At 63.9% G+C, this 20,040-nt stretch carries 11 protein-coding genes; 2 read left to right on the top strand and 9 right to left on the bottom strand.

Features of this window, described 5'->3' with window-relative positions:
- Nucleotides 1-401: 401 nt before the first annotated feature.
- From pdxR to AWB67_RS16555, 3 genes are all read right to left on the bottom strand, one after another.
- Complete coding sequence (gene pdxR, locus AWB67_RS16565) at nucleotides 402-1,853, bottom strand: MocR-like pyridoxine biosynthesis transcription factor PdxR (protein WP_087657340.1); 1,452 nt, start codon at nucleotides 1,851-1,853, stop codon at nucleotides 402-404.
- Between the two features lies 1 nt (nucleotide 1,854).
- The gene (locus AWB67_RS16560) at nucleotides 1,855-2,121 is read right to left on the bottom strand and encodes a helix-turn-helix domain-containing protein (protein ID WP_087657339.1); all 267 of its coding nucleotides are present in this window, start codon (nucleotides 2,119-2,121) and stop codon (nucleotides 1,855-1,857) included.
- A 490-nt stretch (nucleotides 2,122-2,611) separates the two neighbouring features.
- Complete coding sequence (locus tag AWB67_RS16555) at nucleotides 2,612-4,021, bottom strand: aminotransferase-like domain-containing protein (RefSeq protein WP_087657338.1); 1,410 nt, start codon at nucleotides 4,019-4,021, stop codon at nucleotides 2,612-2,614.
- A 151-nt stretch (nucleotides 4,022-4,172) separates the two neighbouring features.
- Between AWB67_RS16555 and AWB67_RS16550 the strand changes: the two genes are divergently transcribed.
- Nucleotides 4,173-6,485 carry an FdhF/YdeP family oxidoreductase gene (locus tag AWB67_RS16550; RefSeq protein WP_087657337.1) on the top strand — a complete coding sequence of 771 codons (2,313 nt, stop codon included), beginning with the start codon at nucleotides 4,173-4,175 and terminating at the stop codon, nucleotides 6,483-6,485.
- A gap of 22 nt (nucleotides 6,486-6,507) precedes the next feature.
- Here AWB67_RS16550 and AWB67_RS16545 read toward each other — a convergent pair whose 3' ends face one another.
- The 5 genes from AWB67_RS16545 to AWB67_RS16525 all read right to left on the bottom strand — a co-directional run bounded on the left by AWB67_RS16545 (nucleotide 6,508) and on the right by AWB67_RS16525 (nucleotide 13,706).
- Nucleotides 6,508-9,237, bottom strand: coding sequence for an MGH1-like glycoside hydrolase domain-containing protein (locus AWB67_RS16545; protein ID WP_087657336.1), 2,730 nt, complete (start codon nucleotides 9,235-9,237; stop codon nucleotides 6,508-6,510).
- 272 nt (nucleotides 9,238-9,509) lie between these two features.
- Nucleotides 9,510-11,423, bottom strand: coding sequence for an amylo-alpha-1,6-glucosidase (locus AWB67_RS16540; protein WP_087657335.1), 1,914 nt, complete (start codon nucleotides 11,421-11,423; stop codon nucleotides 9,510-9,512).
- The gene (locus AWB67_RS16535; RefSeq protein WP_087657334.1) at nucleotides 11,420-11,896 is read right to left on the bottom strand and encodes a nuclear transport factor 2 family protein; all 477 of its coding nucleotides are present in this window, start codon (nucleotides 11,894-11,896) and stop codon (nucleotides 11,420-11,422) included. The genes AWB67_RS16540 and AWB67_RS16535 overlap by 4 nt, the downstream gene beginning before the upstream one ends.
- Nucleotides 11,897-11,948: 52 nt before the next feature.
- Nucleotides 11,949-13,229 (bottom strand): DUF445 domain-containing protein, encoded by a 1,281-nt coding sequence (locus AWB67_RS16530; RefSeq protein WP_087657333.1) that lies wholly within the window; start codon nucleotides 13,227-13,229, stop codon nucleotides 11,949-11,951.
- A 63-nt stretch (nucleotides 13,230-13,292) separates the two neighbouring features.
- Nucleotides 13,293-13,706, bottom strand: coding sequence for an ACT domain-containing protein (locus AWB67_RS16525; protein WP_087657332.1), 414 nt, complete (start codon nucleotides 13,704-13,706; stop codon nucleotides 13,293-13,295).
- A gap of 49 nt (nucleotides 13,707-13,755) precedes the next feature.
- Between AWB67_RS16525 and cynS the strand changes: the two genes are divergently transcribed.
- Complete coding sequence (gene cynS, locus AWB67_RS16520) at nucleotides 13,756-14,205, top strand: cyanase (protein ID WP_087657331.1); 450 nt, start codon at nucleotides 13,756-13,758, stop codon at nucleotides 14,203-14,205.
- An 18-nt stretch (nucleotides 14,206-14,223) separates the two neighbouring features.
- Here cynS and uvrA read toward each other — a convergent pair whose 3' ends face one another.
- Nucleotides 14,224-20,040 carry an excinuclease ABC subunit UvrA gene (uvrA, locus tag AWB67_RS16515; RefSeq protein ID WP_125477607.1) on the bottom strand — a complete coding sequence of 1,939 codons (5,817 nt, stop codon included), beginning with the start codon at nucleotides 20,038-20,040 and terminating at the stop codon, nucleotides 14,224-14,226.

Raw genomic sequence — 20,040 nt, 5'->3', positions numbered from 1 at the left:
GCGAGCGTGCTCGGCGCAGGGAGAAGGGGTGACGTTGCGTAATTGAAGTCTTTTAGCGGTTGACCGGCCGACATCAACCTGGCCGAACGGCCGTGCAGCGCAGCGCGTGTGCAAGCGGGCATGCACGGCGCAGGAGCAGGTGCTGATGTGTGTGATCGAAGCGCTTCAGATTCAGCGCTCAAGGTTGACCGCCGACATTAACTCGGCCGAACGGCCGTGCAGCGCAGCGCGTGTGCAAGCGGGCATGCACGGCGCAGGAGCAGTGCTGAGCCGTGTAATTGACGCTTTTCTCGCGCTGAATGCCTCCATCAGCTAGGGCAACCGACCGTGCGGCGTAGTGCGTGCGCCAGCATGCGTCCACGGCGCACGCGAAGCTGCTGATAAGGCGTGGGTGAGGATTTTCACCGCTTGAGCGCCGGCATCAACTCGGCCAATCGGCCGAAACCGGCGCGAATCGTCTCGACGCTCGCGCCGCCGTAGCCGATCAGCACGCCCTGCTCGTGGCGCTCCCCCGCATAGAAGCCGCCAATGCCGTAAATCCCGACCGACGCGCCGTGCGCGGCGTTCACCACGTCGTCCTCTTGCCACGGCGCGGCTAGGCGCGCGACGAGGTGAATGCCGGCCGTCGCGGGCATCGGTTCGAACGAATCGGCGAGTTCGCCCGTCAAGAGGCCGACGAGCGTCGCACGCCGTTCGGCATACGCTTTATGCATCCGGCGCAGGTGCTTCGCGAATTCGCCGTTTAGCATGAACGTGCCGAGCGCCGTCTGCGTGAGCATGCAACTGTGCCAGTCGCCGGTGCGCTTGGCCGTCCAGAGCGGTTCCGATAGCGACGCCGGCGGCACTACGTAGCCGATCCGCAAGTCAGGAAAAATCGTCTTCGAAAACGTGCCGACATAGGCGACGAGCCCTGCGCGGTCCAAACTTTTTAGCGATTCCACCGGCCGCCCCTCGAAACGAAACTCGCCGTCGTAGTCGTCTTCCACGATCACCGCCTGGCGCCGCTTCGCCCACTCCAGCAACTCGACGCGCCGGGCGAGGCTCATCGGCATGCCGAGCGGAAACTGATGCGACGGCGTCACGTAGACGAGCCGCGTGTTCCTCGGAAGCCGCTCGACGACGATCCCCTCGCGATCCACCGCCACGTGCGCGATTTTTGCGCCGAGCGCGGCGAAAAGCGCGCGCGCCGGCGGATAGCCCGGCTCCTCCAGCGCGACGGTATCGCCCGGCTGCAGCACGACGCGCGCGAGCAGATCGAGCGCCTGCTGCGCGCCCTGCGTCACGACGACGTCCTGCCAGTTGCACACCACCGCGCGACTGAACGCCAGATAACGCGCGATGCCGAGCCGCAGTTCCTGCTCGCCGCCCGGCTCGCGATACCCGCCCACGCCGCTGCCCGCGCGCTGCTGCGTGCGCAGCGCCTGATTGATGCAGCGGCGCCAGACGTCCCACGGAAAAAGCGTCTTGTCGGTGACGCCGCCCTTGAAGTCGTAGGCAAACGCGGGGCCCGAAACCGGCAGCGGAATCGACATGTCTTGCGGCATAGCGCTCCAGATTCCGGCCGCGCGCGCCTTCGCCGACGATGGCTCTTTTGGCGCGGTCGGCAGGCGCGTGAGTCCGTCGGCGACGAACGTGCCGTCGCCGGCGCGCGTCGTCAGGAAGCCTTCGGCAATCAGGCGTTCGAAAACGTCGAGCGTCGTTTTTCGGGATACGCCGAGTTGTGTCGCGAGGTCGCGCGTCGACGGCAGGCGCGCGTTCGCGGCGAGCCGTCCTTCGATGATGCCCGCGCGCAACTGCCGGTAGATCTGGCCGGTGAGATCGCGCCGGCCTTCCAGCGTGACGTGGATATCCATTTCAGTGAAGCGGTCCGCCGAAAACCTGCGAGCACAGGACCTTGCCCATGCCGGTCAGGCGCGCGGTACCGGTACCCTCCTCAGTGAACGTCGTCTCGACGATTCCGCCGTCGGCGAGCGCGGTTAGTTGCCGGCGAAGCGCGCTCATCGGCAGGTTGGCTTGCTTCGAGAGCTTTGCTAAAGACCAGGCGTCGTTGGGCCTTTCCTGTTCGGCGCGCCAGAGTTGTGAGAGCACGGCGGCGAGGGCTGGGTCAATTTCTTCGGTCATTCGGATTGGTTCCTTTGTCGGCTGGAGTTAGCGCTGTCGATCAGAGATGGCGCTGTCGGCCAGAGTTGGCGCTTTAGCGCTTACTCTGGCCCCATGCGCCTTACTCTGATCCCATGCGCTTACTCCAGCTTCATGCGACGAAGTTGCGGTCGGCATCGACGCCTTGCTTTGGTCCAATGCGCCCCACTCCGGCCCCATGCAACGAAGTTGCCGTCGGCCAAGTTGGCGCTTTAGTGTTTTACTCCAGCCCTACGCGCCTTACTGTGGCGCCAGCAACGAAGTTGCGGTCGGCCGGAGGTTAGCGCTTTAGCGCATGCTTCGGCCCTATGCAACGAGGTTGCAGTCGGCCAAGTTGGCGCTTTTGTGCTTGCTCCGGCCCGTGCAACGAAGTTGCTGTCAACCGTGGTGGGCGCTGTCGGCCGGAGCCGGCGCTCTAGCGCCTTAATCTGATTCCATGCGCCTTACTCCGGTCCCCTTGCAACGAAGTTGCTCAAGCCATCTGCGCCACCAACTCACCCAGCGTCCGCAGCGCGCTTTCCGTCTGCGACGTCCACGGATAGCTGTAGTTCAGCCGGATAAAGTGGCGAAAGTCATTTTTTGTCGAAAACATCATGCCGGGGCCGATCGTGATGCCATGCCCGAGCGCCGCCTGATAAAGCCGCATTGAATCGACGCGTTCCGGCAATTCCACCCACAGCACATACCCGCCCTGCGGCGACGAAACGCGCGTACCCGCCGGAAAAAACCGCAAGACCATCGCGCTCATGATGCGCGCCTGCTGGCGATACGCCTTGCGCACCTGACGCAGATGTCGGTCGTAGCCGTCCTGCCGCAGATAATCCGCGACCGCGACTTGCGGCACCGAAGGCGTCGTCAGCGTGTTGAGGAACTTGAGCTTTTCGACCTGCGCGCGATAGCGCCCCGGCATCGCCCAGCCGATCCGATACGACGCCGTCAGGCTCTTCGAAAACGACGCGCAATGCAGCACCAGGCCCTTCGTATCGAAATTCTTGAGCGTCGAAGGCCGCGTCTCGCCGAAATAGAGCTCCTGATAGACATCGTTTTCGATCACCGGAATCTCGTGCGCGGCGAGCAGCGCGACGAGCCGCTCCTTTCTCGCATCCGGCATCTGAAAACCAAGAGGATTCTGAAAATTCGGCATCACCATGCAGGCGGCGATCGCCTGCTTTTCGATGATCTGCGCCAGCACGTCGATATCGATGCCGTCGGCGGGATGCGTCGGCACTTCGATCGCGCGCATGCCGAGGCGCTCGATCGCGTGGAGCATCGCGTAGTAGGTCGGCGACTCGACGGCCACCGTATCGCCCGGCTTCGCGACCGCCTGCAGGCTCAGGTTGATCGCTTCGGTCGCGCCGACGGTGATGATGATCTCGTCCGGATCGACCGGCACGCCGTTCTCGGCATAGCGGCGCGCGATCTGGCGAATCAGCTCCGGATTGCCTGGCGGCAGGTCGTCGATCAGGTTCCAGCTCGCGTGACGTCGCGCGATCGCGTTCGCGTACTGGTTGATACGGCGCCAGGGAAAAAGCGTCGGGTCGGGATACGGCGAGCCCAGCGGCACGGCGTCGTTCGCGCGGATGCTGCGCAACGTGGAAAGCACGAGCCGGCTCACATCGACCTCCGACGCGACCGTGCTCGCCTGCGCCTTCTTCCCAACGGCGCGCGGCGCGGCGAGTTCGCGCACGAAGTAGCCCGACTGTGGGCGCGTCTCAACGATGCCCCGACTCTCCAGCAGCGCATAGGCATGCAGCACGGTCTTGATGCTCACGCCGTGTTGCTGGCTCGCGTGCCGCACCGACGCGATCCGCTCGCCGGGCGCGAACACGCCGCGCCGTACAGCTTCCTCGATTTCGTCGGCAAGCTTTTCGTAGAGGTTCAAGGTTTCTCGCGCACTTGAGATCACGCCAGTCTATGACAAATATCAACGAACTGTATCCCTCAATTTTTCGGATTTCTGTGCGCCGCGGTGATTTCGGAACACAGTAGTCTTGAGTCCATCGGCTAGTTCGCCTGATCCCGGTCCCAAGATCATGAAAAAACCAGAAGCCCGCATCGAACCCTATACCCATCCGGCGGCCGGCTGGGGCGCGCTCAAGTACGTCGCAATCAACCTCATCAAGGAAAAGGTGACGGGCGGCAACTACCGCACGTTGTTTTCCCAAAACCAGCCGGACGGTTTCGATTGCCCGGGCTGCGCGTGGCCGGATCGCGAGCATGCATCGACGTTCGAGTTCTGCGAGAACGGCGTGAAGGCAGTGGCCGCTGAAGCGACGAGCAAGCGCGTGACGCCCGCGTTCTTCGCGCAGCACACGGTTTCGGAACTGATGGCGCAATCGGACTTCGAACTGGAGCAGCACGGCCGGCTGACCGATCCGCTCGTCTACGACGCCTTGAGCGATTGCTACGTGCCAATCGCCTGGGACGACGCGTTCGCGTTGATCGCCCGCCATCTCCACGCGCTCGACGACCCCAACCGCGCCGCCTTCTACACCTCCGGCCGCGCGAGCAACGAAGCGGCGTTTCTGTATCAATTGTTCGTGAGAATGTTTGGCACGAACAACTTCCCTGACTGCTCGAACATGTGCCACGAAGCGACGAGCCGCGGCCTGCCGCACACGGTGGGCATCGGCAAGGGCACGGTCACGCTCGACGATTTCGAGCACGCCGACACCCTGCTCCTCTTCGGCCAGAATCCCGCGACGAACCACCCACGCATGCTCGGCGAACTGCGCGAGTGCGCGAAACGCGGCGCGACGATCGTCTCGATCAATCCGCTGAAGGAGCGCGGGCTTGAGCGCTTCGCTAGCCCGCAGCACCCGGTCGAAATGCTCACGATGGGCAGCACGAAGATCAGTTCCGTGTTCATCCGGCCGAAGGTCGGCGGCGATTTTGCGCTGATCAAGGGCGTCGCCAAGCGCGTGATCGAACTGGATGACGCCGCCCTGCTGACCGGCGCCGAACGCGTGCTCGACGTCGAATTCATCGCCGAACATACCGTCGGTTTCGACGCCTTCGCCGCGGACCTGCGCGCCGAAAACTGGGCGTCGATCGTCGCGGAATCGGGCGTCCCGATGGACGACATCCTGCAACTCGCCGACATCTACGCGAAGGGGCGTGCCGTCATCGCGACGTGGGGCATGGGGCTCACGCAGCACAAGAACTCCGTGCCGACGGTGCAGATCCTGTCGAACCTGATGATGATGCGCGGCAATATCGGCCGGCGCGGCGCGGGGTTGTGCCCGGTGCGCGGGCATTCGAATGTTCAGGGCGACCGGACAGTCGGTATCGAGGAGCAGCCGACGCAGGAATTTCTCGACCGCCTCGGCGAGGTTTACGATTTCAAGCCGCCGCGCGAACACGGACTCGACGTCGTAAGCACAATCCAGGCGATGCTCGACGGTCGCGTGAAGGTGTTCATCGGCTTGGGCGGCAATTTCTCGATCGCGACGCCCGACACGCCGCGCACCTGGCAAGCGATGCGCGCATGCGACCTGACCGTCCACATCACGACGAAATTGAACCGAAGCCATCTCGTTCACGGTCGCGACGCGCTGATCCTGCCGACGCTCGGCCGCACCGAGATCGACGCGCAGAACGGCTTGGCGCAAGGCGTGAGCGTCGAGGATTCGATGAGCATGGTGCATATTTCGTACGGTATGAACAAGCCTGCTTCGCCGAATCTGCTGTCGGAGATCGCGATCGTCGCGCGGATGGCGCACGCTACGCTCGGCAGCGGCAAGGTTGATTGGCTCTCCCACGCGAACGACTACGCGCTGATCCGCGATGGCATAGCGCAGGTGATCGACGGTTTTCATGACTACAACGAACGGCTGAAGCATCCTGGCGGGTTCCATTTGGGTGTGGCGTCACGCGATCGCGTCTGGAAGACGCCCAGCGGCAAGGCGCAATTCCTCGTGCACGCGATTTCCGTTGATACGCCGATCCATCGGGCACGCGCGCAGCACGGCGAACGCCTCCTCACATTGATGACGACGCGCTCCCACGATCAATACAACACGACGATCTACGGTCTCGACGATCGCTATCGCGGCGTCTACGGCCAGCGGCGCGTGCTGTTCGCCAACCGCGAAGACATCGACATGCTCGGCTTCGAACCCGGCGAGCGCGTGGACATCACGAGCGTATGGGACGATGGCATCGAGCGGCGCGTGGACGGGTTTTTACTCGTCGAGTACGACATTCCACGCGGTTGCCTCGGAGCGTACTACCCGGAAACAAACCCGCTCGTGCCGCTTTCCTCAATTGCAGATGGAGCGGGAACGCCGACTTCGAAGTCGATTCCGGTGCTGCTGACGAGGGCGCTGGAGGTGCTGGCGGCTTGAAAACGCAGAGCGGCGAACCTCCCTACTTCGCCGGAGCGAGCTCGTTCTGCTCCTCGACATCACCCGGAACCGGCACCACGCCCGACGGGCCGACCTCGCGCGGCTGCAGCAATAGCGCGACGAGCCCCGTCCAACCGGTTTGATGCGATGCTCCGACGCCACGTCCGTTGTCGCCGTGGAAGTATTCGTGGAACAGCACGAGATCGCGTGAACGCGCGTCGGTCTGAAGCAGCGGATAGGCAGCCATCACCGGGCGCTCGCCGTTCTTGTCGAGCAGGAATAGCGTGGTGACACGGCGCGCGAGTTCGTCGGCGATTTCGGAGAGCGAGAGCGTCGTGCCCGACCCGGTCGGATACTCGACGCGAAACTCGTCGCCGTAATAGCGATGGAATTCGTACAGCGATTCGATCAGCAAATAGTTGACCGGCATCCACACCGGCCCGCGCCAATTCGAGTTCCCGCCGAACACGCGCGAATTCGATTCAGCCGGCAGATACCGCACGCAGAAGCTGTCGCCGTTGTGGTGGAACACAAACGGCTCGTCGCGATGCACGCGCGACAGCGCCCGTACGCCGTGCGCCGACAGAAATTCCGATTCATCCAGCATGCGCTTGAGCAGCGCCTTCATCCGATGCCCGCGCAATAGCGACAGCAGGAGGCTATTGCCCTTGCCCGGTTGATTCCACCGAGACACGAGCCGCGCGAGATCCGGCCGATGCTCGAGGAACCACACAAGGCGGTCGCGCAGCCCCGGCAGATCGCCGTGGACGCTCTGCTCCAGCACATGGACGGCGAATAGCGGAATCAGCCCGACGATCGAGCGGATGCGCAGCGGAAAATTCGTACCGTCGGGCAGGCGCAGCTTGTCGTAGAAGAACTCGTCCGGCGTGTCCCATAGTCCTGTGTCGCAGCCGTCCTCGCAACTGACGGCTTCCGCGATGTACAGGAAATGCTCGAAAAACTTCACAGCGATATCGACGAACACATGGTTTGCGTAGGCGAGTTCGAGCGCGATGCGCATCAAGTCGAGCGCGTAGGCCGCCATCCACGCGGTGCCGTCGGCTTGATCGATGTGGCCACCTGTCGGTAGCGGCGACGAACGGTCGAAGATGCCGACGTTGTCTAGCCCCAGGAAACCGCCTTGGAAAATGTTGTGACCGTCGGCGTCCTTACGGTTGACCCACCACGAAAAGTTGAGCAGCAGCTTGTGGAACACTAGTTCCAGGAAGTCGCGATCGCCCTTGCCGGTGATCGCACGATCGATTTCGTAGACACGCCACGTGGCCCACGCATGCACCGGTGGATTGGCGTCGCTGAACGCCCATTCGTAAGCCGGCAACTGGCCGTTCGGATGTTGATAGCGGTCCTTCACCAGCAACAGCAACTGACGCTTTGCGAACGCCGGATCGATCAGCGCGAACGCCGCCGCGTGAAACGCGAGATCCCATGATGCGTACCACGGGTACTCCCACTTATCCGGCATCGACACGATGTCCGCGTTGCACAGATGCCGCCAATCGGCGTTACGCCCATGCCGGCGGCCTTTCGGCGGCTTCGGCTGCGCGGGATCGCCGTCCATCCAACGTGTGACGTCGAACTGGTAGTACTGCTTCGACCACAACATGCCCGCAAGCGCTTGCCGTTGGACGAGGCGTGCGTCGGCATTGTCGATATCGGCTTGCAGTGCCGCGTAAAAAGCGTCGGCCTCTGCGATGCGTCGCGCAAAAAGCGCGTCGATGTCGAGCGGCACGACGTCCGGCGCTGACTCCGGCCGCCAGCGCATCACCACGACTGCGCGGCCGTGAGCTTCCAGTGTCAGATGCACATGCGCCGCTGCGCGCGTGCCCGACGTGTGGCTCACGGCGTCTTGATCGTGCTGCACGATGTAATCGTTAAAGCCGTCCTTGAACGGGCCCGGGCCGTCCATGTTGAACAGGCGCTTGACATTGGTTTCGTTCTCGCAGAAGAGCCACGTTACGTTCGCGCCATTCGCCGATGCCGTGACGATCATCGGCTCGTGCCCGTCATGCCGCGCGACGAGGTGCGGTTCACCCGAATTCGTCATCATGGTCAGCGACGGCTTCTTCGACGCAGCCTTCCACGACCACGTATTGCGCGCCCAGATGAGCGGCAGCACGTCGATCGCGGCTTCGTCCGAGGCGCGGTTCTCGATCGTCACGCGCATCACGATGTCGTCGGCCGTGTGCTTCGCGTATTCGACCTGGACGTCGAAGTAACGGTTGTCATCAAATACGCCAGTGTCTAGCACCTCGTACTCGGGAAGATCGGGACCGCGACGTGCGTTCTCGCGAATCAGGTCATCATACGGATACGCGCCCTGAGGATACTTGTACAGCATGCGCATATACGAATGCGTGGGCGTGCCGTCGACATAGAAATACAATTCCTTCACGTCCTCGCCATGATTGCCCTGCGCGTTCGTGAGGCCGAAGAGGCGCTCCTTCAGGATCGGGTCGCGGCCGTTCCAGAGCGCCAGCGAGACGCACCAATTCAATTTATCGTCACCGAAGCCGGCGACGCCGTCCTCACCCCACCGATACGCCCGACTGCGCGCGTGATCGTGCGGAAAATAGTCCCACGCGGTGCCGTTCTCGCTGTAATCCTCGCGGACAGTACCCCACTGGCGCTCGCTGAGATACGGCCCCCAGCGCTGCCAGCGGGCGCACTCGCTGGAATGGAGCCGGGCACCTTCGATGGTGTCGAGAAGGTTGGTGGCGCGCAGAGGTGGCATGGATGTCTCCTTCGTACTGAACTTCAGGGTTTCCCACCGCGGAAAGACCCACAATTTAGCGCTTTTGGCCAGTGATGTGTTTGACCATTGCTTAACGGAAAACTTAGCGAAGCCGCAGTATCGCTCATGACTTTGGCGAACGGGTATCGATGAAAACTCATAACCGCCATGATGAAATTTCGCTGGACAGCCAAAAGCTCGGTATTGCTAACATCGGCCCGTCGATTGAACAAGGCAAGCACATGAACACAGGCACCACTCACGCACATCGGTCATCGTCTGCCGATCAGCTTCTCCATTCGCAGCAGTTCCCCGAGCGACCACGCCTGGCACGGCGTGCCGCCGGGCATATGCGGCGCGTCGCCATCCGCCACTTCGCAAATGTGACCGAGGCCGCCATGATCCAGATGCGCGTAGAGCGGCGCGAGGAAGCGCTCGCGTACGCCTTGCGTCCCGTGCAGCCTGATCCACGCTTCGATGAACGGGCCGATGAGCCACGGCCACACCGTGCCCTGGTGATAGGCCGAATCGCGTTCAAAAAGACCACCACTGTAGAGCCCTCGATAAGCCGGGTCGGAAGGCGCGAGCGTGCGCAGCCCAAGCGGTGTGAGCAGATGCGCTTCGACCTGCGCGACCACGGCATTTGCGGCGGCGCCGTTGAGCAACGCGAACGGCAAGCCGCCCACAGCGAAAATCTGGTTCGGACGAATCGAGCGGTCGATTTTCCCCGGCTCGTGATCCACATCGACGACGTCGAACAGCGCACCCGTCGACGGATCGACGAAACGCTGTTCGAACGAGCGCCGGGCGCGCGCTTCGAGTTCGCTCCAATTCGGGTTCCAGTCGAGTGCGATGCGCAGCGCGTTGATCCAGAGCGCCTGCACCTCGACCGGCTTGCCGATGCGCGGAGTCACCACCCAGCCGTCGACTTTCGCGTCCATCCACGTCAGTTGCACGCCCGGCACACCGGCGCGCACGAGGCCGTCGTCATCGACCGCGATGCCGAAGCGCGTGCCTCGCGTATAACCGTCGAGGATCGCGTCGACGGCCCGTTGCAGCCGGCTGCGAGTAGCGGCGAGCGCGTGATTTGTCGCAAGGTAATCGTGCACAGCCACCGCAAACCACAGCGAGGCATCGACCGAGTTGTATTCCGGCATGCCGCCGCGGTCGGGAAAGCGGTTTGGCAGCATGCCATCGGAAAGCATGTCGGCCCATTCGAGCAGGATCGATTCCGCGTATTGAAGGCGTCCCTGCGCGATCAGCAGGCCGCGCATCGAGATGAACGTGTCGCGGCCCCAATCGGTGAACCACGGGAAGCCCGCGAGGATCGTGTGCCCGTCACCGCGCGCGATGACGTAGGCGTCGGCAGAACGCTGGAGGCGCGAGCCGAGCGCGGCGCGGCGTTCCACTTCGATTTCAGCGAGTCCAACTACGCGTTCCCGCGCAGGGCTCGCAGTGCCTGTCTCTGCGCTCAGGATCATCACTGCCTCGCCTTGCGTCAGGTCGAACGAAAAGACGCCTGGCGTCGCGAGGTCCTCAGTGAAATCGAGGCCCCGCTCCCGCTCGCGGACATAGCAGAAATTGCGATACCAGTCGGGCGCATGGGCATACACGCCATTCGTCGACGCCACGACGACAGGCAAGCCGCCGTAGGGCTGCCAACTCACGCGCTCGCCATCGACATGCGCGTCGAAGCCGAACGCCGGATTCTCGTGATGCATCGAGTGGTAGTCGCGGCCCGAGAGCAGCGGCCGCACGTGCAGCGTGGCGGCGTTCGGGACGTCAGCGCCTTCGAAGCGCCATCTCAATACCGTTTCGCGGCTCTCTTTCGCGACAAACACTTCCGCAATGACCACCAACCGCTCATTGATTCGGAAACGCCAAGTGGGCCAAGGCGTGGTGTCGAAAGAAAGCAGGCTGGCGGAGGCGTCGGGGTAGATCACGTCCGGCGCGTAGCACTGCATCGTCAGCGGAAAACGCGTGTCGTTCACGTCGAGCCAGGCCTCGATGCCGTTCACCAGCACGACGCGGCCCGTCGGCGGCTGCGTCGCGGTGAGCAGCAGCGCGTGATAGCGGCGTGTACGCATCAAACCGACGGTGCCCGACGCGAAACCGCCGAAGCCATCCGCTTCGAGCCATTCGTCTTCGAGGCGCGCGCGATCGAAAGGCTGATCGACGCGCGTCATGACGCGGCCTGCCTGCGATATTCCGCCAGACCTTTGCGCGCTTCCTTGCGGATCTTGTCTTGCACGAACGACGTCCCGCCGAGCAGCCAGCCTTTCAGGCCGAGCGCCTGCCGGCTCCAGCGCCAGAGATCGAAGGTATCGGTGTGTTCGACGATCAGGCCATCGCGGATCGCGAACTTCGAGTGGATTTCGTTGATCACCTTGCGTCTGGTGCGCGAGAACAGATACGTCGCGACGCAGCTTGCGGTCGCGGTCTGGCCCGAAGTCTTGATATCGCTATACGTCAGCGAAAAGTCCGACGCGCGCGCGAGCAGCATGCGCCACATGTCGCCCGCTTCGCGGCCGCGCAGCGTGCCGAACACCGGGTCCTCGAAGCGGATGTCGTGCGCGTAGCACTCGGTCATCGCTTCGGCGTCGAGGTTCTGAAAGGCGCGGTAGAAGCGCTCGATCAGTTCGGTGTTCGGATTGGCCATATTTAACGAGCTCACGAAAATGTTCGAAACCCCTCAGACCGCGCGATTCGTCTCAAACGGTCAAAAGCGACACCGCATGAATCAGCAGCCCGACCGCGCCGCCTACCAGCGTACCGTTCACGCGGATGAACTGCAGGTCGCGACCGATGTTCAGTTCGACGTCGCGTACGAGCGTGGCATCGTCCCATTGGCGAACGGTCGTCGCGATGTGCTTCGCGATGCCTTCGCGCAGTTCGGGCGCGAGCGCCTTCAACGCATCGCGCATGTGCTCGTTGATCGAGCCGCGCAGCGCCGGATCGCTGCCGAGCGCCTGCGCGAAAGTCGCGGCCACGCTGACCACCTTGGTATGCAGCGTCGAAGACGGGCGTTCAAGATCAGCGTGCAGCCAAGCGGTGAACTCGTCCCACAGGCCGTTGACGTACGCGCGCAGTTCCGGCCGATCGAGCCATTGCCGCTTGTGCTCGTCGATGCGCGACTTGAACGCCGGATCGGACTTCAGCCGTTCGACGAACCCTTCCACCGCGCGGTCGAATGCCTTGCGGCGCTCGTGTTCCGGGTCGCTGCTGATGTCGTGCAGCCACGTGTTCGCGCCGCGCACGAGGCCCGCAGCGAACTTGTTGCCGAGTTCCTCGGCGTTCAGTCCGATGAAACCAAGCGCGCCGACGAGCTTCGGATACTCCTCGCCCGCCACTTGCACGATCTTGTCGGCGAGCATCTGCTGCACGTCGCCGCGGTCCAGCCAGTCGGCCAGTTCGCGCAGGCCTTCGTCGAGCAGCAGTTGATGGCGCTGGTCGGCGGTCAGCGTGGAGAGCAGGCCACCCGCCGCGCCCGCGAGGTCGAATTTCTCGGCGCGGCGGCGCAGCGCGTCGTAGAGCATCGTCTTGATGCGCGCGTCGTCGATGAAGTTCAAGAGCTGGCTTGCCGACGTCACCGCCTTTCTGCCGAGCAGTTCGGCGTTCTTCGGCTCGGCGAGCCATATCGAGAGACGGCCGGCGGGGTCGAACGCGTTCACGCGATCGACCAACGCGTCGGTGCCGAGAAAGCGGTCGCGCACGAACGCGGCGAGGTTGTCGGCGACGCGTGCCTTGTTCGCGGGCAGGATCGCCGTGTGCGGGATGGGCACGCCGAGCGGATGGCGAAAGAGCGCGACGACCGCGAACCAGTCCGCGAGCGCGCCGACCATCGCCGCTTCTGCGAACGCCGAGACCCACGCCCACGCGCCGGCATCGTGCTGGCTCTTGGCGAGCGCGAACAACGCGCCAGCCGCCACCAGCAAGGCCGCCGCGAACCACTTCATGCGTTTGAGTGCTGCTGCTTTATCCTGCGTTTCCATCTTGAAGTTTGTTCTGGTCCTGATTGGTCGAGGGGGCAAGCATACCAGCGTGTAGCGTGTGCTTCATTCTCTCGCCGAAGCGCGTTTTTGGAGCGCTTCGAGCGCGGCCAAGGCACGCCCGGCATCGTCGACAGGTACGAAAATATGGTCATGAAACGCGGCCGCGACGACATTGCAACTGATGTTCGCGTCGCCGAGTGCGCGGGCGAAGGCGGCGGTTAGGCCGACGGCGTTCAAATCGGAGTGAACCGTCAGCGTAATCCAGGCAGCGCGAAAGAGTGGTGTCAGCCCGGCTCTCGCGGCTTCGCTTTCCTCGACGACCACGGTTAGCCCTTCCCATTCGCGGACAGTCGCGATCGGTTCAATACCACGCAAATCGGCATCGAACGGCACCGACGCGAAAACATACACGCCCGCGTGCAATTCGGGTTGCATCGAAGCAAGCAGCACGTCGAGATTCGAGATCGCCTGAGTCATGATTTTTGTCCACCTAAACTCGATCGGTTTCTTTCAAGGAGTGACAGCGATGATTTCAGATCGTAGCGAAGTGACGCGGATGATTCTCGCCGCGAAGGTCGGCAAGGGGCTGAAATGGGCCGATGTCGCGCAAAAAGTCGGCCTGAGCAAGGAATGGGTGACGGCTGGCTGCCTCGGCCAGATGACCTTCACCAAAGACAAGGCGACGACCGTAGGCGAAATATTCGAACTTTCCGATGAAGCCGTCGCGTGGCTTCAGATCGTTCCGTATAAAGGCTCGCTGCCAAGCGCCGTGCCGACCGATCCGCTGATCTACCGCTGGTACGAAATCGTCAGCGTCTACGGGACGACGATCAAGGAACTGATTCACGAGGAATTCGGCGACGGCATCATGAGCGCGATCGATTTTTCGATGGACATTCAGCGCCAACCCGATCCCAAGGGGGATCGGGTCAACGTGGTGCTGTCGGGCAAGTTTCTGCCCTACAAGAGTTATTGAACGGTGACCCAACCGCAGTCAGGCGGCGTTTTCCTCCGCCGCCACCCGCGCCAGCACCGGCCGCAACGCCGCGCCGGTATGGCTGCGCGCGTTGCGTGCGAGCGTCTCGGGATCGGCGGCCGCGACGATCATCCCGCCGTTCACACCGCCTTCCGGGCCGAGGTCCAACACCCAGTCGGCTTCAGCGATCACGTCGAGATCGTGCTCGATCACGACGACGCTATGGCCGCCGTCCACCAGCCGGTGAAGCACGCGGATCAATTTTGCGACGTCCGCCATATGCAGGCCGACAGTCGGCTCGTCGAGCACGTAGAGCGTGTGTGGCACTTTTTGCCCGCGCCGTGTGACATCGTCGCGAACCTTGCTCAGTTCCGTCACGAGCTTGATGCGCTGCGCCTCGCCGCCCGAGAGCGTCGGCGACGGCTGGCCGAGCGTCAGATACCCGAGCCCGACGTCTTTCATCAACTGCAGCGGATGCGCGATGCTCGTCATCGAGCCGAAAAATTCGACGGCCTCGTCGATTTCCATCGTCAGCACTTCGCCGATATTCTTGCCGCGCCACGTCACCGCGAGCGTTTCCGGGTTGAAGCGCTGGCCGTGACAGACATCGCACGGCACTTTCACGTCGGGCAGGAAGCTCATCGCGATCGTGCGCACGCCCTGCCCCTCGCACGCGGGGCAACGGCCGTCGCCGGTGTTAAACGAAAAACGCGACGGCGTGTAACCGCGCGCGCGAGCTTCGAGCGTATCGGCGAACAGCTTGCGGATCGTGTCCCACATGCCGATATAGGTCGCCGGACACGAGCGCGGCGTCTTGCCGATCGGCGTCTGGTCGACTTCGAGCACGCGATCGATCGATTCCCAGCCGGTGACACCCGAGCAGCCCTGCCAGTTGTGCGCGACGTCGAATTTGGGACGCGGCGCCTCGCGGGACAGGACGCTCGAGCGGTTGCGCGCGGGCGCGTCGGCTTGTGCGGCTTTGCGCGCGCGGCGCGTCGCGGGCGACGACAGCACCGAACGGCCGACCGCATCGAGCAGATTCGTCATCAAAACGTCGCGGGCGAGCGTCGATTTGCCGGAGCCGGAGACGCCCGTAATCGCGACGAGACGCGTAAGCGGCATGCTTGCCGTGATGTTGCGCAGATTGTGCAGCGTTGCGCCTTCGACCGTCAGCCATTGCTCGGGCGTCGCCGCGCGCTTGGCTGTGCCCGCGCGCACGTCGCGGCGCGGTTTGAGCGGATGCACGATCGGGTTGGCGAGAAACTGGCCGGTCAGCGAATCCTTGTGCGCCGCCAGATCGCCGACGCCGCCCTGCGCGACCACCGTCCCGCCGCGCTTGCCCGCGCCCGGCCCGATATCGATGATGTGATCGGCGCGCCGAATCGTGTCCTCGTCATGCTCCACGACGACGAGCGTATTGCCCTTGTCGCCGAGCTTTTTCAGGGCGTCGAGCAGGATCTGGTTGTCGCGCGGATGCAGGCCGATGGTCGGTTCGTCGAGCACATAGCAGACGCCCTGCAGATTGCTGCCGAGCTGCGCCGCGAGCCGGATGCGCTGCGCTTCGCCGCCCGAGAGCGTCGGCGCGGCGCGGTCGAGGCTCAGATAGCCGAGGCCGACCTCCTCCAGAAACTGCAGGCGCCCTTCGATTTCGCTGACGACGTCGCGCGCGATATCGGCGTCGCGGCCTTTCAACGCGAGCTTGCGCACCCACTGGCGCGTGTCGCTGACCGTCCAGCGGCCAACTTCCGTGATCGGGAAGTTGCCGAATGTCACGGCGCGCGCGACCTCGTTCAGGCGCGTGCCTTCGCAATCGGGACACGGCACGTCCACGACGTCGTCCGGTTCCTGATCGACCGAGCCGATGGTCTGCTCGCGGCCGCGGTCGTCGCCGGCGAGGATCGTGTCGTCGTAGGCGGCGCGTTGTTCGCGCGTGAGCTTCAGGCCCGTGCCGACGCAGGTCCCGCACCACCCGTGCTTGCTGTTGTACGAAAACATGCGCGGATCGAGTTCCGGATAGCTCGTGCCGCACACCGGACAGGCGCGTTTTGTCGAGAACACACGCGTTTCCTCCTTCCCGCGACGATGCCCGTTGCTGAGCGCGCCGTGCAGGTCGTCGAGCGGCGCGAGCAGATGCATCACGCCTTTGCCGATTTCGAGCGTCTCGTCGAGCAGCTTGCGCAGAGCCGATTCGTCGTTCGCCGACACGACGAGATCGCCGACCGGCAGTTCGATCGTGTGCTCGCGAAAGCGATCGAGCTTCGGCCACGGGCTGACGGGCAAAAACTCGCCGTCGACGCGCAGATGCGTATTCCCGCGCGCCTTCGCCCATTTCGCAATATCGGTATAGACGCCCTTCCGGTTCACGACGAGCGGCGCGAGCAGCCCGACGTGCTGGCCCTTGAAATCGCGCAGGATCTGCGCGGCGATCGATTCGGCGCTCTGCGCCTGAACCGGCGCGCCGTCGTGGACGCAGTGCTGGATGCCGAGCTTCACATACAGCAACCGCAGGAAGTGCCACACCTCGGAAGTCGTCGCGACCGTACTTTTGCGCCCGCCGCGCGACAAACGCTGTTCGATCGCGACCGTCGGCGGAATGCCGTAGACGGCATCGACTTCCGGGCGTCCGGCCGGCTGCACGATCGAGCGCGCGTATGCGTTGAGAGATTCGAGATAGCGGCGCTGGCCTTCGTGAAACAGGATGTCGAATGCGAGCGTCGATTTGCCGGAGCCGGAGACGCCCGTGATCACGTTAAACTTGCCGTGCGGAATGTCGACGTCGAGCGACTTCAGGTTGTGCTCGCGCGCGTTGACGATGCGCACCACGTCCTCGCCCTGCAACGCGCGCCGCGCGCTCGCGACTTCCGCCGCGAGCTGCAGCGGGACGCCCGACGCGCGTTTTTCGGCGGCGCCGGGCGCCATCGATTCCTCGTAGTCGAGGAGCGCGCGGCCCGTGTGCGACTGCTCGCACGCGGCGACGTCGTCCGGCGTGCCGATGCACACGACCTGCCCGCCACCGTCTCCGCCTTCCGGGCCGAGGTCGATGATCCAGTCGGCGGCGCGGATCACGTCGAGGTTGTGCTCGATCACGATCAGCGAATGGCCGCGCTCCAGCAACCGGCGCAGCGCCTGCATCAGCTTGGCGATGTCGTCGAAATGAAGGCCGGTCGTCGGTTCGTCGAACATGAAGAGGCGGCCTTGCTTTCCGCCCTTCGCTTGAGACGTTTCCGCAAGGAAGCCAGCCAATTTGAGACGTTGCGCCTCGCCGCCGGAAAGAGTGGGAACCGGCTGGCCGAGTTTCACGTATTCCAGCCCGACATCGACGATCGGTTGCAGCACGCGCAGCACTTCGGCGTCGTTCGCGAAGAGCGCGACGGCCTCGCTCACCGTCAGTTCGAGCACGTCGGCGACGCTCAGATGACGCCCGCCGCGTTCGATCTTCACTTCGAGGATTTCCGCGCGATAACGCCGTCCGTCGCAGTCCGGGCAGCGCAGGTAGACGTCGCTCAGGAACTGCATTTCGACGTGCTCGAAGCCCGAGCCGCCGCAGGTCGGGCAGCGCCCGTCGCCTGAGTTGAAGCTGAACATACTGGCGCCGTAGCCACGCTGGGCGGCGAGCGGCGCCTTCGCGAACAGCTTGCGGATTTCGTCGAACGCGCCGACGTAGCTCGCCGGATTCGAGCGCGCCGTGCGCCCGATCGGCGACTGGTCGACGAAAACGACGTCGCTCAACTGGTCGGCGCCTTGCAGCGTACGGAACGCACCCGGCGCTTCCGTCGCCTTGCCGAAATGGCGGGCGAGCGCGGGCGCGAGCACGTCCTGGATCAGCGTCGACTTGCCCGAACCGGATACGCCCGTCACGCAGACGAGCCGTTGCAGCGGAATCTCGACCGTGACGTCGCGCAGGTTGTGGTCGCTCGCGCCTTCGAGAATCAGGCGCGGCGTGCTGCCGTCGACCAGACGGCGCAGCCAGTTCGACGCATGCGCCACGTGTTTCCGGCCACCGAGATAGGCGCCGGTCAGCGTGTCACTGTTCTGGATTTCGTTGGGCGAACCGTCGTAGACAATGTCGCCGCCGCGCTCGCCGGGGCCCGGCCCCATGTCGATCAGGCGATCGGCGGCCAGCATCACCGAAGGATCGTGCTCCACCACGACGAGCGTGTTGCCGGCGTCGCGCAGCCGGTGCATTGCCTCGACGATTCGGTTCAGGTCGCGTGGATGCAGCCCGATGCTTGGTTCGTCGAGGACGAACAGCGTGTTGACGAGCGACGTTCCGAGCGCCGTCGTCAGGTTGATCCGCTGCACTTCGCCGCCCGATAGCGTGCGGCTCTGGCGATCGAGCGTCAGATAGCCGAGGCCGACGTCGCACAGGTATTTGAGACGCGTGCGGACTTCGGCGTGCAGCAGCTTCAGGGCTTCGTCGAGGAGCGTGCTCGGCAGCGTCAGCGAATCGAAGAAACGGCGGATACGCTCGATCGGCATCAGCATCAGGTCGTGCAGCGTGAGGCCGGGCATCGCTTCGAGCTGCGGACGTGTCCATTCGACGCCGGTCGGCATGAAGCGATCCGCCGGCGAAAGCACCGCGTCGGCCTGTTCCTTCGTGCCGAGCCGCCACAGGAGCGCTTCGGTTTTCAGGCGCGCGCCGTCGCAAGCGGGACACTTCGTGTAGCTACGATATTTGGACAGCAGCACGCGGATGTGCATCTTGTACGCCTTCGACTCCAGATAGTCGAAGAAGCGCTGCACGCCGTACCACTGGTTGCCCCATTTGCCCGTCCACTCCGGCGAGCCCTTGATGACCCAGTCGCGTTCCTTTTGCGTCAGTTCGCTCCACGGCACGCCGAGACGAATGCCCGCCTTCGCGCCGTAGCGCACCAGATCGTCCTGGTTCTCCTTCCACGCGGGCGTCTGCAGCGTCTTGACCGCGCCTTCCTTGAGCGTCTTGCGCTCGTCGGGGATCACGAGCCCCAGATCGACGCCGATTACCCGGCCAAAGCCGCGGCACGTCTCGCACGCGCCATAGGCCGAATTGAAGGAAAAGAGCGCGGGTTGCGGATCGGCATAGCGGATATCGCTCTCCGGGCTGTGCAGGCCGGTCGAAAAGCGCCAGATTTCCGGCTCCCCTTCGTCGGCGAGGACGTAGACGTTCACGCGCCCCGTACCCCGCAGCAGCGCGCCTTCGATCGCCTCCAGCGCGCGCGAGCGCTCGGTGTTCTGCAAGCGGAACCGGTCCGCGACGACATCGAGCAATTGCCGCGCGCCGCTCTCCGTCTCGACGTGGCGCTTCGCCTGCACGCGCGTGTAGCCGCTCGCGGAGAGCCATTGCGTGACTTCCTCGTCGCTGGCGGTATCGGGGAGTTCGACCGGAAACGTGATCGCGATGCGCGGATCGCCGGCGCGCGTGCGTTCCAGCAGCTCGGCGTAGATCGTTTCGGGCGTATCGTGCCGCACCTGATGCGACGTCTTTCGATCGAACAGTTCGGCGGCGCGCGCGTAGAAGAGCTTCAAGTGGTCGTTCAGCTCGGTCATTGTGCCGACCGTCGAGCGCGAACTGCGCACCGGATTCGTCTGGTCGATGGCGATCGCGGGCGGCACGCCGTCCACGCGATCCACCTGCGGCCGGTCCATCCGGTCGAGAAACTGGCGGGCGTAGGCGCTGAAGGTTTCGACGTAGCGACGCTGGCCTTCCGCGTAAAGCGTGTCGAACACGAGGCTCGATTTACCCGAGCCCGACGGGCCCGTGACGACCGTCATCTGGCCGGTGAAGAGGTCGAGATCGAGGTTCTTGAGGTTGTGCTGACGGGCGCCGCGGATGCGGATTGCGTTATTCAATGCCAC

The sequence above is a fragment of the Caballeronia terrestris genome (genome assembly GCF_001544515.1).
Lineage (GTDB): Bacteria > Pseudomonadota > Gammaproteobacteria > Burkholderiales > Burkholderiaceae > Caballeronia > Caballeronia terrestris.
This window is presented reverse-complemented; position numbering and strand designations above follow the sequence as displayed.

Bases quoted from the DNA above. Each gene is read 5' to 3' on its own strand.
- pdxR (WP_087657340.1), bottom strand. From the start codon at position 1,853: ATGGATATCCACGTCACGCTGGAAGGCCGGCGCGATCTCACCGGCCAG.
- AWB67_RS16560 (WP_087657339.1), bottom strand. From the start codon at position 2,121: ATGACCGAAGAAATTGACCCAGCCCTCGCCGCCGTGCTCTCACAACTC.
- AWB67_RS16550 (WP_087657337.1), top strand. From the start codon at position 4,173: ATGAAAAAACCAGAAGCCCGCATCGAACCCTATACCCATCCGGCGGCC.
- AWB67_RS16545 (WP_087657336.1), bottom strand. From the start codon at position 9,237: ATGCCACCTCTGCGCGCCACCAACCTTCTCGACACCATCGAAGGTGCC.
- AWB67_RS16540 (WP_087657335.1), bottom strand. From the start codon at position 11,423: ATGACGCGCGTCGATCAGCCTTTCGATCGCGCGCGCCTCGAAGACGAA.
- AWB67_RS16535 (WP_087657334.1), bottom strand. From the start codon at position 11,896: ATGGCCAATCCGAACACCGAACTGATCGAGCGCTTCTACCGCGCCTTT.
- AWB67_RS16530 (WP_087657333.1), bottom strand. From the start codon at position 13,229: ATGGAAACGCAGGATAAAGCAGCAGCACTCAAACGCATGAAGTGGTTC.
- AWB67_RS16525 (WP_087657332.1), bottom strand. From the start codon at position 13,706: ATGACTCAGGCGATCTCGAATCTCGACGTGCTGCTTGCTTCGATGCAA.
- cynS (WP_087657331.1), top strand. From the start codon at position 13,756: ATGATTTCAGATCGTAGCGAAGTGACGCGGATGATTCTCGCCGCGAAG.